Consider the following 14,252-nt stretch of genomic DNA (forward strand, 5'->3'; position numbering starts at 1 on the left):
TTCTCCCAATCCTTTCCCTGCACTTACGTGGCGAGGCCAAAATTTCGGTAAACGCAAGGAGGGGAATCTCCGCGCATCGAACCCGGCACATCACCGTTGACGCCGGTCGCGACCGCTTACATTGGCGGCAGCGATGCGCTTCTTCTCCGACAATGCAGCGGCGGCCTGCGACGAGGTGCTGAAGGCACTCTCGGCGGCCAATCGGCTCGACACGGCCTATGACGGCGATTCCTGGAGCAAGCGCCTCGACGCGATCTTTTCCGACCTGTTCGGAACCGAGGTCGAGGCGCTCTGGGTCGCCACGGGTACGGCGGCCAACAGCCTGGCTTTGGCCGCGCTCTGCCCGCCGCACGGGGCGATCGTCTGCCACAAGGATGCCCACATCCAGAACGACGAATGCGGCGCTCCGGAATTCTTCACCCATGGAGCGAAGCTTCTGCTCGGCGAGGGCGAGGGAGCGAAGCTGACGGCCCGGGCGGTCGCGGATCTGCTGGGCACGGTCCGCAACGATGTCCACCAGGTGCAGCCGGCGGCGCTCTCGATCACCAATGCGACGGAATATGGGCTGGTCTATACGCCCGACGAAACGGCGGCGCTGGGCGCCCTTTGTCGTGAACGGGGCCTGGGCTTCCATGTGGACGGCGCGCGCTTCGCCAATGCCGTCGCAAGCCTTGGGTGCCATCCCGCGGACCTGACCTGGAAGGCGGGAGTCGACGCGCTCAGCTTCGGTTTCGTCAAGAATGGCGGAATGTCGGCCGAAGCCTTGATCTTCTTCCGTCCCGACCTTGCGGCTGCCAGTCGGTACCGCCGCAAGCGAGCTGGCCATCTGCTGTCCAAGGGCCGGTTCCTGGCGGCCCAGATCATCGCCATGCTGGAGGACGATCTGTGGCTGCGAAACGCGCGCGCGGCCAATGCGGCGGCGGCTCGCCTGGCCGAAGCGGCTGGACCGTCGCGCCTGGTGCTTCCGGTCGAGGCCAATGAGGTCTTCGTCAAGGTCGCTCCGGAGGAGGCGCAGAGGCTCCGCGACCAAGGCTTCGACTTCTACGACTGGGGGCCTGGCGAAGCTCGGCTGGTGACCAGCTGGGACAGCGATCCGGCGCAGGTCGACGCTCTCGCCGCCGCCATCCGGGCGCTGTGACCGACGAACCCGGGTTTCGCGACCCGAAAATCCTGCTCCCCTTCCTCCTGGTCACCCTGATCTGGAGCTCGACCTGGATCGTCATCAAGGACCAGCTTGGCACGGTGCCGCACGTCTGGTCGGTCAGCTACCGCTTCTTCATCGCCGGCGCGGCAATGATGGTGATCGCCCGAGCGCTCGGACAGAGCCTTGCCCTCGGCCGCGGGGGCCATGCTTTGGCCCTGCAGCTCGGCACCTTCCAGTTCGTCGTGAACTATAATTTCGTCTACGCTTCGGAGTTGTACATCACCTCCGGCCTGGCAGCCGTCGTCTTCGCTTTGCTGGTGGTGCCCAATGCCCTCTTTGCTCGGATGTTCTTCGGGCAACGTGTCACGCCGCGATTCGTCATCGGTTCGGCACTGGCGATGATCGGCGTCGCTTTGCTGTTCGTCCAGGAAATCCGCCAGACGGCGAGCTCGACCTCCGCGGTGCTGACCGGGCTCGGCCTCGTGCTCGTGGCAGTGCTCGCGGCCTCGATATCGAACGTGATGCAGCTCATGCCGGCAATGAAGGCTCGACCGATCGCCTCGATGCTGGCCTGGGCGATGCTCTACGGCGCCTCGCTCGATTCGGTCTTTGCCCTGGTCTTTGTCGGTCCGCCGGTGCTCGAATCCCGTCCCGGCTACTGGATCGGGCTGGTCTATCTCAGCGTCGTCGCCTCGTCGCTCGCCTTCTGGCTGTATTACGACATCATCCGCAAGGTCGGCCCGGCGCGCGCGGCTTATTCCAGTGTCCTCATCCCGATCGTCGCCATGGCGATTTCGACCCTGTTCGAGGGCTATCGCTGGTCGGTGCTCGCGCTTGCCGGTGGCGCGCTGGCGATTGCGGGGCTTGTGATCGCCCTTCGCGCCCGCAGGGTCCCGGCCCCGCCAAGCCCGGACGCAGCCGCAGCTAGTTCTGCGCCCGCGCCGCCTCGATCTCGGCAGGGCTGAGCCGGCGGACCGACTGCACCAGGCAGCTCTGCCGTCCGCTCGGACTGGGAACGATCAGCTCGGCGTCGAGCCCGCGGCAAATCCATGACGATCCGCCGCGCGTCCGGATCGCAATGGCCTGGCTCCAGTCGACGTCGGGACAGAAGCCGACAAGTTCCAGCCGGTATTGTTCGTTGGCGCCCACTCGAACATCGACGGCCCTGTCGCCGCGCGGACTGAAGCCGTTGACGCTCGAAGCGTGGAAGCATTCCCGCTGGCTCGGCGAGGCTCCTGCGGCGGCGCTCCCTTCGGGTGGATCGGTGACGGCGCAGCCTGCGACGGCAAGCGCGACCGGCAAGTAGAAGGCCTGTTTCATCCTTGGCTCCTATGTCTCCCGACGGGTTAAAGCATCAGGCTCCGGCGAGTTGCCATCGGACAGTAAAAGGCCCGCGGCCGATCGGGCCGCGGGCCTCAAGGCTGTTTCAGCATCTGTATATCTTAACGGACGGTACCCCGACGAAACAGATTGACGATCGCCAGCAGGATCACTGCGCCGATGAACGCCGCCAGCAGCGTGCCGCCATCGAGCGGAGCGTTGAGGATGTTGCCGTCCGCGCCGAGCATCGGCCCGAGCAGGAAGCTGCCGAGCAGAGAGCCGACGATTCCGACGACGATGTTCAAAAGAATGCCCTGCTGAGCATTGGTCCGCATGACGATGCTCGCAAGCCAGCCGATGATACCACCGATGATCAGTGCAAGGATAAGACCCATGGCGTTACTCCTACCGTGCTCCGACAGCTTCGAGAGCCGCGGATCACGATAAAGACGCTTCGCCGCGGGGAGCGGTTCCCTCGTTACGGCGGAAAAATGTTCAGGAGGCGCGGCCGAATGCCAGCTTCTCGCGCGGCTCCGGGGGCGGAGTGTCGGAGGCCTTGAAGTAGAGATGGGCAATCAGCATCAGAAGCGATCCGGAATAGAACAGGCTGTGCCAGTTCTGGACGTGCCAGAGGCTGAGTGGGACGATTCCCACCAGCAGAGTGCGCACCAGCCATTCGCGCGCGCGGGCCGTCCGGACTCCCACTGAAGAGGCCGCCTGCCGATAGGCGAGCCGACGAACGGCTTCCATGATCAGCAGCCAGGCGAGGGCCCGCAGCAGGATGACGAAGATGCCGTCGTCCATGCCCCTGCCGACGAGCGAGAAGGCAACGCCCGCGAGATAGAAAGCGACGCTGCCATTGAGGCATTCAATGGCTACCCGCCACTGGCTGATGCCGAGCAGGTGATGCAGTCGTCCCGCCAAAGGCGAGAACAGGCGTTCGATCAGGACGTCGTCGACGGTGCTCATGGGAGGATGGTTATCGCCGGGAAAATCTTGCCGAATCCTGAAGAATCAGGCGGCTGGAGAATTTTCCTAGCGCTCCTGCTGCGGCGCAGCAACCGAGCATGGGCCACTTGCGATTGCGCGCGCAGGGTCGGAGGCCTAGATTCATCCCATGGTAGATGCCCGACCCGCCGCCGCCCAGCCGCCCGTCATCAGGCGGGAGGATTATCGCGCCCCCGAATGGCGAATTCCGCAGATCGATCTCGAATTCGCACTGGGAGCCGATCGGACGATCGTCCGATCCTCGCTCCGTGTGGAGCGAAGCGGCGATCATCGGCTGCCGCTCCGGCTCGACGCCGAAGGCCTGGAGCTCGTCCGGGTCCTGGTTGACGGCGCGCCAGTGAATCATCGCTACGAGGACGACCGTCTCGAACTTCCGATCTCCGGCGACTCGGCGCTGGTGGAGACGGAAGTCGCCATTTCGCCGCGGGCCAATACCCAGCTGATGGGGCTCTACGAATCGGGGGGATTGCTCTGCACCCAGTGCGAGGCGGAGGGTTTTCGCCGGATCACGCCATTTCCCGATCGGCCGGACGTGCTCAGCCGCTACCGAGTCAAGCTGATCGCCGAGAAGGCGCTGTATCCGGTGCTGCTTTGCAATGGCGATCCGGTCGGCTCGGGCGAACTCCAGGATGGTCGCCACTGGGCCGAGTGGCACGACCCATTCCCGAAGCCGAGCTACCTGTTCGCTTTGGTTGCCGGCGACCTGGTGGCCAATCGCGATCGTTTCGTCACGCGATCAGGGCGCGAGGTCGAGCTGGGCATCTGGGTCCGCGAAGGCGACCTGGCCAAGACCGACCATGCGATGAAGGCGCTGAAGTCGGCGATGAAGTGGGACGAGGAGGTGTTCGGCCGCGAATATGACCTGGCCGTGTTCAACATCGTCGCGGTGGCCGACTTCAACTTCGGAGCGATGGAGAATAAGGGCCTCAACATCTTCAATTCCCGCTACATCCTCGCCGATCCGGACACGGCGACGGATGCCGATTACGACGCGATCGCCGGCGTCGTCGCTCACGAATATTTCCACAACTGGTCGGGTAATCGGGTCACTTGCCGGGACTGGTTCCAGCTCTCGTTGAAGGAAGGCTTCACTGTCTTCCGCGACCAGCAATTCTCGGCGGACATGGGCTCGCGCGCCGTCAAGAGGATCGAGGACGTGCGGATGCTGCGGGCGGCTCAGTTTCCCGAGGATTCGGGTCCGCTCGCCCATCCGGTCCGGCCCGATTCCTATATCGAGATCAGCAACTTCTACACCGCGACTATCTACAACAAGGGGGCCGAACTGATCCGGATGATGCACACCATCCTCGGCCCGGAGAAGTTTCGCGCCGGCTGCGACCTCTATTTCGAGCGATTCGACGGTCAGGCGGTGACCTGCGAGGATTTCGTCCGGTCGATGGAGGAGGCGAGCGCAATCGACCTGTCGCAGTTCCGGCTCTGGTACAGTCAGGCCGGCACTCCGAAGGTGCGGGCGAGGCTTGCGCAGGACGGCGACGCCGTTCGCGTGCGCCTCGAGCAGGAAGTGCCGCCGACGCCAGGGCAGGACCGCAAGCGTCCGATGCCGATCCCGCTCAAGCTGGCGCTTTTCGACGTGGCGACCGGCCAAGCGACGGACGAGCGGCTGGTCCTGCTTGACGAAGCGCAGGCGGAGATCACCCTTCCGTCGGCGCCCGCTCGACCGGTCCTTTCGATCAATCGCGATTTCTCGGCGCCGGTCGCGATCGAGTCCGACCGGAGCTCGGCGGACCTCGCCTTTCTTTCGGCCTTCGAAACCGACCCCTTCGCCCGCTACGAAGCGATGCAACAACTGATGCTCGATGTGCTGGTCGCGGCGGTTTCGAGCGACGAGGCCGATCACCGGCCGGTCGTCGAGGCGGTTCGCCGGACCTTGACCGACGAGGCGCTGGACCCGGCCTTCATTGCGGAAGCGGTGCTGCTGCCGAGCGAAGCGTTCATCGGCGATCAGATGGCGGTGGTCGATCCGGAAGCGATCCATGCTCGCCGCGAGGCGCTCCGCGCTCAACTCGGCGCCGAGCTCGAAGATCTCTGGCGCTCGGCCTATTCGGCCCATGCCGCCAATCGCTACGAATACAGCCCCGCCGCCAAGGGGGCTCGCCGGCTTCGGACGATTTCCCTCGGCTATATCACGGCGTCGGGTGCCGCCGATTCGGCCCTGCTCGCCAAGCGCCAGTTCGACGAAGCCGACAACATGACCGATCGGCAGGGCGCGCTCGGAATCCTCGCCAACGGCTATTCGGAAGAGCGAACGGCAGCTCTCGAGGCCTTTTACGGCCGCTATCGCGACAATGCCCTGGTGCTGGACAAATGGTTCAGCACTCAGGCGCTTTCGACCCGGGCGGACACGCCCGAGGCGGTGGAAGCGCTAGCCGGCCACCCCGATTTCACCCTTTCCAATCCCAACCGGCTGCGCTCGCTGGTCGGCGCCTTTTCGGTCAACCAGCGCGCCTTTCACGATCCTTCCGGCCGCGGCTATCGTTTCCTTGCCGACATGACCCTCGCCGAAGACAGGCTTAATCCTCAGACCGCGGCGAAACTGGTGCCTCCGCTCGGGCGCTGGCGTCGCTTCGACGAGGAACGGGCGGCACTCATGCGGGCGCAGCTCCAGAGGATCGTCGCGACGCCCGGTCTCTCGAAGGACGTTTTCGAGCAGGCGTCGAAGAGCCTCGCCTAGGGGCGGCCCGCAGCGAGCGGGAAGGCGGCCCCGCCTGATCGATTGAAGGGACCCTAGGCCGCGACCCAGGCGGCGACCTGCTCGGCGATCTGGTTGGCAGCCTGGTTGAGCGCCGGGGCGACGGCGGCGCTGGTCGCTTCGGCGACCGGCACTCGCGCCTGGAAGCGATTGGTGACGACGGCGCTCTGTGGCCGAGCCAGCGTCGCCTCGAATTCGATCACCACTTCCATCGCATTGGGATCGAGGCCGAAGGTCAGCAACTGGCCGCCGAGCGTCAGGCCCTGAACCTGGGTGTAGAGGGCAGGATCGATGACGACCAGCTGGGTCCGCGCCGCTATCGTTTCCGACAGAAGTTGACGGAACAGCTCGTTGGGCCCTTCGACCCACTGGGCATTCTCCAGATACTGGATCGAAGTCGGGCTGACATAGACCGGGACGCGCTTGTAGCGGAGCGCCTGCGGAACGGTTGGCACCGTTACGGTGATGACCTGCCCCTGCTCGGCCTGGCGCGCCGTTCCCGTCGGCCGGGTCGCGGCCGCCGTCAGCGTCAACAGCTCCGACGGCGTAGCGCCGCCGCCGAAGCAGCCGGCGAGGGAGAGGGCCGCAACCGTAAGCGACATAAGCCTGAAGCGCATCCTCAATTCCTCCGTCCGGGCTCGTAGTCGGGAAGGCGCTCGCCGCCAATCACTCCCCCGACTCCCCGCTGATCCAGCCGCTCGGTCACGTTTCGAAGCGATTCGCTGGTGGCGCGAAGGTCGCGGACGAGTTGCCCGACCTCCGGAAGGGTGCGGGTGGAAAAGGTCTGAAGGCCGGGCCGAGCGTCGCTCAGCACCGAGTCGAGATTGCGCATGCTCTGCTCGGCCGCACGAATGGTGTGTCTCAGATCGTTGATGAGCGGTCGGCCGTCCTCGTTGACGAGCGTTTCGGTGGTCCCGGCAAGCCGGCCGATCTGCTCGGCGGCGGCTCCGGCCTGGGCGATCGCGACCCGGGCTTCGGCGAGGGTGGCAGCGATTTCCGGCGATCGTTCGGCGAGCGACTGCGTCACCTCCTCGAGATTGTCGAGTATTCCCGCGATCGATTCCTGGTTGCGGTCCGACAGCAGCTCGGTCAGCCGTTCGGTCAGCGTGGAAACCCGCTCGAGAAGCTCAGGCGCCGTGTTCAGCAACTGGCCCAGCGCCCCGGGCCGGGTCGGGATCACTGGATAGCCGTAGGGACATTCCGACTGCGGATTCTGTTCCGGGCAGCGAATCTCCTGCTGCGATCGCGGAGGCTGTCCCGGCTCCGGCTCCGGCGGGTCGAGCTGGATCTGCGAAACGCCGGTGAAGCCGACGCCGCGGATTGTCGCCGTGGTGCCTTGAAGAACCGGTGTGTCGTCCCGGACGGAAATCCGGACACGGATGAATTGCGGACTGGACGGCTCCAGATTGATCGACTCGATCTGGCCGACGGGAACGCCCCGGAAGGTCACGGCCGAGCCCTTGGCCAGCCCTTCGACCGATTGCTGGAAGAAGATGTCGTAGCGCTTTTCGGCGCCGTCTCCGACCTGGCTCAGCCAGACGATGAAGAAGGCCAGCGCAGCGATCAGGCCGAGGACGACGCTACCGACGAGGATTTGGTTGGAACGCGTTTCCATCAGCCCCCGGCCTTCTCAGTCTCGACAGCGGCAACGGCGGCCCGGCCGCGCGGTCCCCTGAAATATTTCTGAATCCACTCGTGGTCCAAAGCCAATAATTCCGCAATCGTTCCGATCGCCACGACCTTGCGATCCGCAATCACCGCCACCCGGTCGCAGATTGCGTATAGCGTGTCGAGGTCATGGGTGATCAGGAAAACGGTAAGGCCGAGCGCGTCCCTCAGCTCGCAGATCAGCTGGTCGAACGCGGCCGCACCGATCGGATCGAGTCCCGCCGTCGGCTCATCGAGGAAGAGCAGGTCGGGATCGAGCGCGAGTGCGCGGGCGATTCCTGCGCGTTTCCGCATTCCGCCGGATAGCTCGGCGGGGAATTTGGCGCCCGCATCCACGTTGAGCCCGCACATCGCGATCTTGTAGGCGGCGATCTCGTCAAGCAGATCCTGTTCGATCCCGGGGTAGAATTCGCGGATCGGCACCTGCACGTTTTCGGCGACCGTCAGCGTGGAAAACAGGGCCGCACCCTGGAAGAGAACGCCCCAGCGACGCCGGATATGCTTGGCTTCTTCCTCGTCGCGGCCGATCATCGGCTCGCCGAACACCTTGATCTCGCCGGCCGCCGGCGTCTGCAGGCCGATGATCGACCGCATCAGCACCGATTTGCCGGTCCCGGATCCGCCGACGACGCCGAGAATCTCGCCGCGACGGACGCTGAGCTCCAGGTCTTCATGGATGACCTGCTCGCCGAAGCTGTTGCGCAGGCCGGCAACCTCGATCACCAACTCGCGCTCTTCGCCCTGCGGTGCCATCACACCCAACCGATCTCGGTGAAGAAGACGGCGAAGAAGGCGTCGAGCACGATCACGAGAAAAATCCCCTGAACGACGGCGGTGGTCGTTCGAAGTCCGACCTCTTCCGCATTTCCCTCCACCTGAAGCCCCTGGTAGCAACCGGCCATGGCGATGATCATCCCGAAGACCGGAGCCTTGATCAAAGACTGGTAAAGGTCGGTCATCGGCACGACCTCGCGGATGCGCTGGACGAAGGTGATCGGCGGAATCTCCAGGGAGAGCCAGACGAAGATGCCGCCGCCGATGATCGCCATGATGGCCGCGTAGAAGCCGAGCAGCGGCATCATCAGCACGGTGGCGAACACCCGCGGAAAGACGAGCGCCTCCATCGGCGAGACGCCGATCGTGCGCATGGCGTCGATTTCCTCGTTGAGCTTCATCGAACCGAGTTGGGCGGCAAAGGCCGAACCCGACCGGCCGGCGACCATGATCGCCGTCATCAGCACGCCCAGCTCCTTGATCGCGCTTCGACCGATCAGGTTGATGGTGAACACTTCCGCTCCGAACTGGCGGAGCTGCACGGCGCCCTGCTGAGCGATGACGATCCCGACCAGGAAGCTCATCAGCCCGATGATCGCCAGAGCTCGAACCCCGACGACGTCGAACCGGGTGATCACCGCATTGAATCGGAACCTTCGAGGATGGCGGATGATGTTCGCGATCGAGATCAGAAGGGAACCGAAGAAGCCGAGCAGGCCGACCATCGTCTGCCCGGCCGTCTGGGTGGCGATACCGACCTCGCCGACGAACTGCCTGAAGGCCGGCTCATGTTCGCGGCGGACTTTCACCGGCCGGTCCGCCTGAGTGACATGGTCGATCAACGTCTGCTGCTCTTCGGTCGCGCCGACGATTCTGGCCCCGCGGTCGCGTTCGAGCTTGTGAATGAGCCAGGCGCCGACCGTGTCCATCCGATCGACCTCGGTCAGGTCCACGACCAGCCGGTCCGCCTCGACGGCCTTGAGCTGGTCGCTGAGTTTGCGGACGCGCAAAATGGTGAGGTTGCCGCTGAAGCGCAGCACGCACTGCCCGTCTTCGGAGCTCTGGATGAAATCGCCCGTTACGCTCATGCCGGAGCGACTAGTGCTTCAAATCCCGGCAGGCGGCAAGCGTGAGGGCATGGACGGCGCAACGCTTCTATGCTTGCGAAGGCGCCGATGAAGCGCGCGATCGCCATCTACGACATGGACAAGACGGTGACTCGGCGCCCGACCTACACGCCGTTCCTGATCCACGCAGCACTGAAGCTCGGCCCGTGGCGGCTGCTGCTCCTGCCGGCCGTCCTGATGGCCACGCTGGCCTATATCCTCGGGCTGGTGGACCGCGGCCGGCTCAAGGAAATCAATTACCGGCTCCTGGTCGGGCGGCCTTCGGCCGAAAGACTCGAGCCGGTCGTGGAAAGCTTCGCCGACCGCCAGATCGCGACCAACATCCTGCCGGGCGCTCGGACCCGGATCGCGGAGGACCGGGAGGCGGGGCGCCGACTCGTCCTGGCCACCGCTTCCTACCGGCTCTACGCTGCGGCAATTGCCCGGCGGCTCGGATTCGACGATGTCATCGCGACGGAAACCCTGCCCGATTCGCTCGGCCGGATCGTTGCCCGGATCGACGGACGCAATTGCTACGGCCTCGGCAAGCTCGACATGATCGAAGCCTGGCTCCAGCGCGAGGGGCTGGAGCGCGAGGCTCTGCACATCCGATTCTATTCCGACCATATCTCGGACGCGCCGGTGCATCGCTGGTCGGACGAAGCCTTCGCGACCAACGCTCACGCCCGCCTGGTCCGGCTCGCCGAGACCGAGGGCTGGGAAGTGCTCGACTGGCGCGACCGCGTCAGATCGCGGCCAGCGCCTGGTCGAAATCGGCAATGAGATCGTCCGGATCCTCGACTCCGATCGAGATCCGGACGAGATTGTCGGTGATTCCGAGCGCCTGCTTGCGCTCGTCCGGAACCGACAGGTGGGTCATCGCCGCCGGATGGCTGGCCAGGGTCTCGGTTCCGCCCAGACTCACCGCCAGATGGGCGATCTTCAGCGAATCGAGGAAGGCAAAGGCTTCCTTCTCGCCGCCCTTGAGATAGAGCGAGAAGGTTGAACCCGCGCCCGTGCAGTGACGGCGATAGATGTCCGCCTGGCGCGAATCTTCGCCCTGCTCGAGGAAGCCGAGATAGCCGACGCTTTCGACCTTCGCATGGCCGCGGAGGAATTCGCAGACCTTGGCGGCGTTTTCGCCGGCGCGAGTCATTCGCAGTTCAAGCGTTTCGAGGCTCCGCAACAGCATCCAGGCGGTGTTCGGGTCGGTGATCGTGCCGATCGTGTTGCGCATCATCCGGATCGGGTTGATCAGCGCCTTGGATCCGGTGATTCCGCCGGCCACCAGATCGGAATGACCGCCGGCATATTTGGTCAGCGAATAGACCGAAAGATCGGCTCCGTGCCGGAGCGGATGGTGCCAGAGGGGACCCAGGAAGGTGTTGTCGATCGCGATCGGCGGCCGCTCCTCCTGTCCGAACAGCTTGTCGCGGGCGGCGGAAACGGCCTGGACATCGACCAGCGCATTGGTCGGGTTCGCCGGGCTTTCGAGATAGATGAGCGAAACTCGCCCCATTCCTCTGGCCCGCTCGATGACCGCCTCGATCTCCTCCTGGGTCGCTCCGGCCGGGAAGTCGAGCCACTTGACTCCGAAGCGGCCGAAGATCCGCCCGATCAATGTCTCGGTCGCGGCGTAAAGCGGCCCGGAATGGACGACCACGTCGCCGGGTTGGACGAAGGTCATGATCAAGGTGGTGATCGCCGACATGCCGCTTGAGAAGGTGAGGGCGTCCTCGGCATCTTCCCAGACGCTGAGACGGTCTTCCAATATTTCCTGGTTGGGGCCGTTGAAGCGCGAATAGACCAGTCCCTCGGCGCCGCCCGGACGCTTGCCGGTGACGCCTTCGAAGTGGCGCTTGCCGGCAGCGGCATTCTCGAAGACGAAGGTCGAGGTGAGAAAGATGGGCGGCTTGAGCGAGCCTTCGGACAGAGCCGGATCGAAGCCGTGGCCCATCATCAGGGTGGACGGCTTGAGCCGCCGTCCGCCGATCTCGAGGACGTCGGGCTTCGGGCGGCGGCGCGGCGTGGCACCGGTCAGATCGGATTCGTCGGGCTTGCGCGGCATAGTCATGTCTCCCTTTTCCGCCGGTCGCAGGTTCTGCGTGGAGACCGAGCCAGCCGGATCTTGGCCGGCTCACGGGCCGTTCGCTGGAACGGCCGGGGGTGAGGTCTGTTGCCCGTGCCGCTCTTTAGCGACCTGCCGGATTCGTATCTAGCCCGGCAGAGCGATCAGCGAGAACTGGCGGCCGTAGGTCGGCTCGACGCGATGAGTCGCCCGCCGGTAACTGAAGAATCGGTCCGGTTCCGAATAGGTGTCGAGCCCCATCGCTTCGACTCGAGTGACTCCTGCTGCCGCAAGCCGCGAGGCGACATAGCCCTCCAGATCGAACTGGTGGTGCCCCTCGCGCCCGGGACTGAAGAAGCGGTCATTCTCGGGATCGGCTTCGGCGAAGCGGCGGTGGAAAGCCTCGTCGACCTCGTAGGAGCGCCGGGCGATGGCCGGTCCGATCGCGGCGGCAATCCGGCCGCGCTCGGCGCCGAGCGACTCCATCGCTTCGACCACCGAATCGACCACTCCGCCGAAGGCGCCCTTCCAGCCGGCATGGGCGGCGCCGATCACGCCCGCTTGCGAGTCCGCGAGCAGGACGGGTGCGCAGTCCGCGGTGAGGATCCCCAGCACCAGCCCGGGCCGGTTCGTTGCCATGGCGTCGGCCCGAGGGCGTTGCTGATCCGGCCAGGGCTCGGCGACGACGAGAGCGTCGGCGGAATGGACCTGGTGCACGGTCACCAGCCGTGCCTGCGGCGCCACGGCTTCCACGGCGCGGCGTCTATTCTCCTGGATCGCCTCGCGATCGTCGTCCGATCCCAGGCCGACGTTGAGGCCGGCGCAGACCCCCTGCGACACTCCGCCGCGCCGCCCGAGGAAGCCGTGGGGCACGCGAACGAGACCGGATTTGATCACTTCGACCGTCACGGCTGCAGCTTCAGTCGCATGATGATGTCCTCGTCCGCATGAGTTCCGACCATGAAATCGTACCGGCCGACCGGCTCGAAGCCATAGCGTTCGTAGAAGCGACGCGCGCGGTGATTGTCGATGAAGACGGAAAGCTGGATTGCTCCGGCGCCGCGCCGCCGCGCCTCGTCGAGCACCCAGCCCATCATTTCCTGGGCGGCACCGGTCCCATGCCACGGCTTCAGCACGTAGAACTGGCGAAGTTCGACGGTCGGCCCCGCCACCTCCAATGGCAGCGAGGGAGGCCCGAGCTTGGCATAAGCGGCGGCCCGATCGTCCGCTTCGCCGAGCCTGACGACGAAATCCGGATCGGAAAGCTCGCCCCGCCAGCCTTCCTCGCTGTGGTTGAGGAGGAAAGCCGCAAGATCGTCGGAACTATAAAGATGGCCGAAAGTCTCGACGAAGCTCTGTCGTCCGAGCTCCGCCAGGACCGCGGCATCGGTCCGCCTGGCGATCCGCCAAAGGAGCCGACTCATCCGCCGAACCCTGCCGGCTTCGGCCAGCCAGGCGCGACCAGCGCCATTGCCTTGAACAACCGACCCATCTGTCCGGCCGAGGTCAGCCGATCGCGAGCCGCCGCAATCTCCTCCGTCCGTTCGGGCGCGGCCCGCGCCAGGGCCGCGGCCCTCAGCTGAATGCCCATCGCATCGAGCCATTCGCCCTGGGAGCGCGGGCCGAACACAGTCACGCTTGCTCGGCGAGCCGCTGCCGCTAGCGCCGAAAAGTCGACATGGGCGGTCAGGTCCTGGCTTCCCGGTGCCTGCCACGGATCGGCATATTCATGGCGAGACACCGCCTGGAGCGTGTCGCCGAAGCCGGGCCGGTCATGGCCGTAATCGAAGATCAGGGCGCCGCCGCCCTGGGCCGTCAGACGGGCGGCGAGGGCTTCGACGACCTGGATCGATTCGGGCGAATCTTCCCGGATCCGGCTCGCCTCGTCGCGGACGAAGCGGCTTCCCACCAGCTTCACTCGAAGCTCCCGATCACCGTCGAACTGGCGGATCGGCAGGGCGTCGAAGAATTCGTTGGCGGCGACCAGCAGCGCTCGGTCCTTCGGGACCGTGGCGAGATCGTCATGCCACTGTGCCTGTGGCAGCCGTTCCGCCTGGGCGCGCCTCAGCGCCGGACTGGTCTCAACGAGATGGATCGCCGGAGCGCAGCCGGCGCCGCCAAGCGCTCGAAGCGCATCCTTGGCCAGGGTGCCCCGCCCGGGCCCGAGCTCGACATAGCAGGCGTCCGGCCTGCCGGAGCGAAGCCAGAGGTCGGCAAGCCAGACCCCGACCAGCTCGCCGAACATCTGGCTGATCTCAGGCGCAGTGATGAAGTCGCCGGCGGCACCGAACGGATCGCGCGTGGCGTAATAATGGGCATTGGCTTCGGCCATATAGTCCGCGACGCTGATCGAGCCCTCTTCGGCTATTCGCCTGGCCAGGCGATCGGCCACGTCCTCTTGCCGCTTCCCGCCGGTCTCCGACGGCGCGCTTGGAACGCCGGCCATTCTAGCTC

At 65.4% G+C, this 14,252-nt stretch carries 15 protein-coding genes; 4 read left to right on the plus strand and 11 right to left on the minus strand.

Annotation, left to right across the window (positions count from 1 at the left end; all coding sequences use genetic code 11):
• The first annotated feature begins 133 nt into the window (after positions 1-133).
• A complete protein-coding gene (locus ACRYLT_RS07195) occupies positions 134-1,138 on the plus strand; it encodes a threonine aldolase family protein (RefSeq protein WP_482663404.1) in 1,005 nt (334 codons plus the stop codon).
• Positions 1,135-2,109, plus strand: a complete 975-nt coding sequence (locus ACRYLT_RS07200) for a DMT family transporter (protein ID WP_482663405.1) — start codon at positions 1,135-1,137, stop codon at positions 2,107-2,109. Before ACRYLT_RS07195 ends, ACRYLT_RS07200 begins: the two co-directional genes overlap by 4 nt.
• On the opposite strand, the gene ACRYLT_RS07205 is transcribed toward ACRYLT_RS07200, so the two are convergent.
• From ACRYLT_RS07205 to ACRYLT_RS07215, 3 genes are all read right to left on the minus strand, one after another.
• A complete protein-coding gene (locus tag ACRYLT_RS07205) occupies positions 2,069-2,464 on the minus strand; it encodes a DUF6491 family protein (RefSeq protein WP_482663406.1) in 396 nt (131 codons plus the stop codon). The genes ACRYLT_RS07200 and ACRYLT_RS07205 overlap by 41 nt on opposite strands.
• Before the next feature lie 122 nt (positions 2,465-2,586).
• On the minus strand, positions 2,587-2,859 hold the full coding sequence (locus ACRYLT_RS07210) for a GlsB/YeaQ/YmgE family stress response membrane protein (protein WP_482663407.1): 273 nt from the start codon (positions 2,857-2,859) through the stop codon (positions 2,587-2,589).
• 100 nt (positions 2,860-2,959) lie between these two features.
• Positions 2,960-3,433 (minus strand): hypothetical protein, encoded by a 474-nt coding sequence (locus tag ACRYLT_RS07215; protein ID WP_482663408.1) that lies wholly within the window; start codon positions 3,431-3,433, stop codon positions 2,960-2,962.
• Between the two features lie 148 nt (positions 3,434-3,581).
• On the opposite strand from ACRYLT_RS07215, the gene pepN reads away from it, so the two are divergent.
• On the plus strand, positions 3,582-6,164 hold the full coding sequence (pepN, locus tag ACRYLT_RS07220) for an aminopeptidase N (protein ID WP_482663409.1): 2,583 nt from the start codon (positions 3,582-3,584) through the stop codon (positions 6,162-6,164).
• 53 nt (positions 6,165-6,217) lie between these two features.
• Here the strand turns inward: pepN and ACRYLT_RS07225 are convergent, their stop codons facing one another.
• The 4 genes from ACRYLT_RS07225 to ACRYLT_RS07240 are packed head-to-tail and all read right to left on the minus strand — an operon-like array spanning position 6,218 to position 9,712.
• Positions 6,218-6,799 (minus strand): ABC-type transport auxiliary lipoprotein family protein, encoded by a 582-nt coding sequence (locus tag ACRYLT_RS07225; RefSeq protein ID WP_482663410.1) that lies wholly within the window; start codon positions 6,797-6,799, stop codon positions 6,218-6,220.
• 2 nt (positions 6,800-6,801) lie between these two features.
• The gene (locus ACRYLT_RS07230; protein WP_482663411.1) at positions 6,802-7,797 is read right to left on the minus strand and encodes an MlaD family protein; all 996 of its coding nucleotides are present in this window, start codon (positions 7,795-7,797) and stop codon (positions 6,802-6,804) included.
• Positions 7,797-8,603 carry an ABC transporter ATP-binding protein gene (locus tag ACRYLT_RS07235; RefSeq protein ID WP_482663412.1) on the minus strand — a complete coding sequence of 269 codons (807 nt, stop codon included), beginning with the start codon at positions 8,601-8,603 and terminating at the stop codon, positions 7,797-7,799. The genes ACRYLT_RS07230 and ACRYLT_RS07235 overlap by 1 nt, the downstream gene beginning before the upstream one ends.
• Complete coding sequence (locus ACRYLT_RS07240; protein ID WP_482663413.1) at positions 8,603-9,712, minus strand: MlaE family lipid ABC transporter permease subunit; 1,110 nt, start codon at positions 9,710-9,712, stop codon at positions 8,603-8,605. Before ACRYLT_RS07240 ends, ACRYLT_RS07235 begins: the two co-directional genes overlap by 1 nt.
• A gap of 87 nt (positions 9,713-9,799) precedes the next feature.
• On the opposite strand from ACRYLT_RS07240, the gene ACRYLT_RS07245 reads away from it, so the two are divergent.
• Positions 9,800-10,513, plus strand: a complete 714-nt coding sequence (locus tag ACRYLT_RS07245) for an HAD family hydrolase (protein ID WP_482663414.1) — start codon at positions 9,800-9,802, stop codon at positions 10,511-10,513.
• Here the strand turns inward: ACRYLT_RS07245 and ACRYLT_RS07250 are convergent.
• From ACRYLT_RS07250 to ACRYLT_RS07265, 4 genes are all read right to left on the minus strand, one after another.
• The gene (locus ACRYLT_RS07250; protein WP_482663415.1) at positions 10,476-11,798 is read right to left on the minus strand and encodes a cystathionine gamma-synthase family protein; all 1,323 of its coding nucleotides are present in this window, start codon (positions 11,796-11,798) and stop codon (positions 10,476-10,478) included. The genes ACRYLT_RS07245 and ACRYLT_RS07250 overlap by 38 nt on opposite strands.
• A 147-nt stretch (positions 11,799-11,945) precedes the next feature.
• Positions 11,946-12,707, minus strand: coding sequence for a peptidoglycan editing factor PgeF (pgeF, locus tag ACRYLT_RS07255; RefSeq protein WP_482663416.1), 762 nt, complete (start codon positions 12,705-12,707; stop codon positions 11,946-11,948).
• Positions 12,704-13,222, minus strand: coding sequence for a GNAT family N-acetyltransferase (locus ACRYLT_RS07260; RefSeq protein WP_482663417.1), 519 nt, complete (start codon positions 13,220-13,222; stop codon positions 12,704-12,706). Before ACRYLT_RS07260 ends, pgeF begins: the two co-directional genes overlap by 4 nt.
• Positions 13,219-14,244, minus strand: a complete 1,026-nt coding sequence (locus tag ACRYLT_RS07265; RefSeq protein ID WP_482663418.1) for a class I SAM-dependent methyltransferase — start codon at positions 14,242-14,244, stop codon at positions 13,219-13,221. Before ACRYLT_RS07265 ends, ACRYLT_RS07260 begins: the two co-directional genes overlap by 4 nt.
• Positions 14,245-14,252 lie beyond the last annotated feature (8 nt).

The sequence above is a fragment of the Sphingosinicella sp. SM1-17 genome (assembly GCF_056821765.1).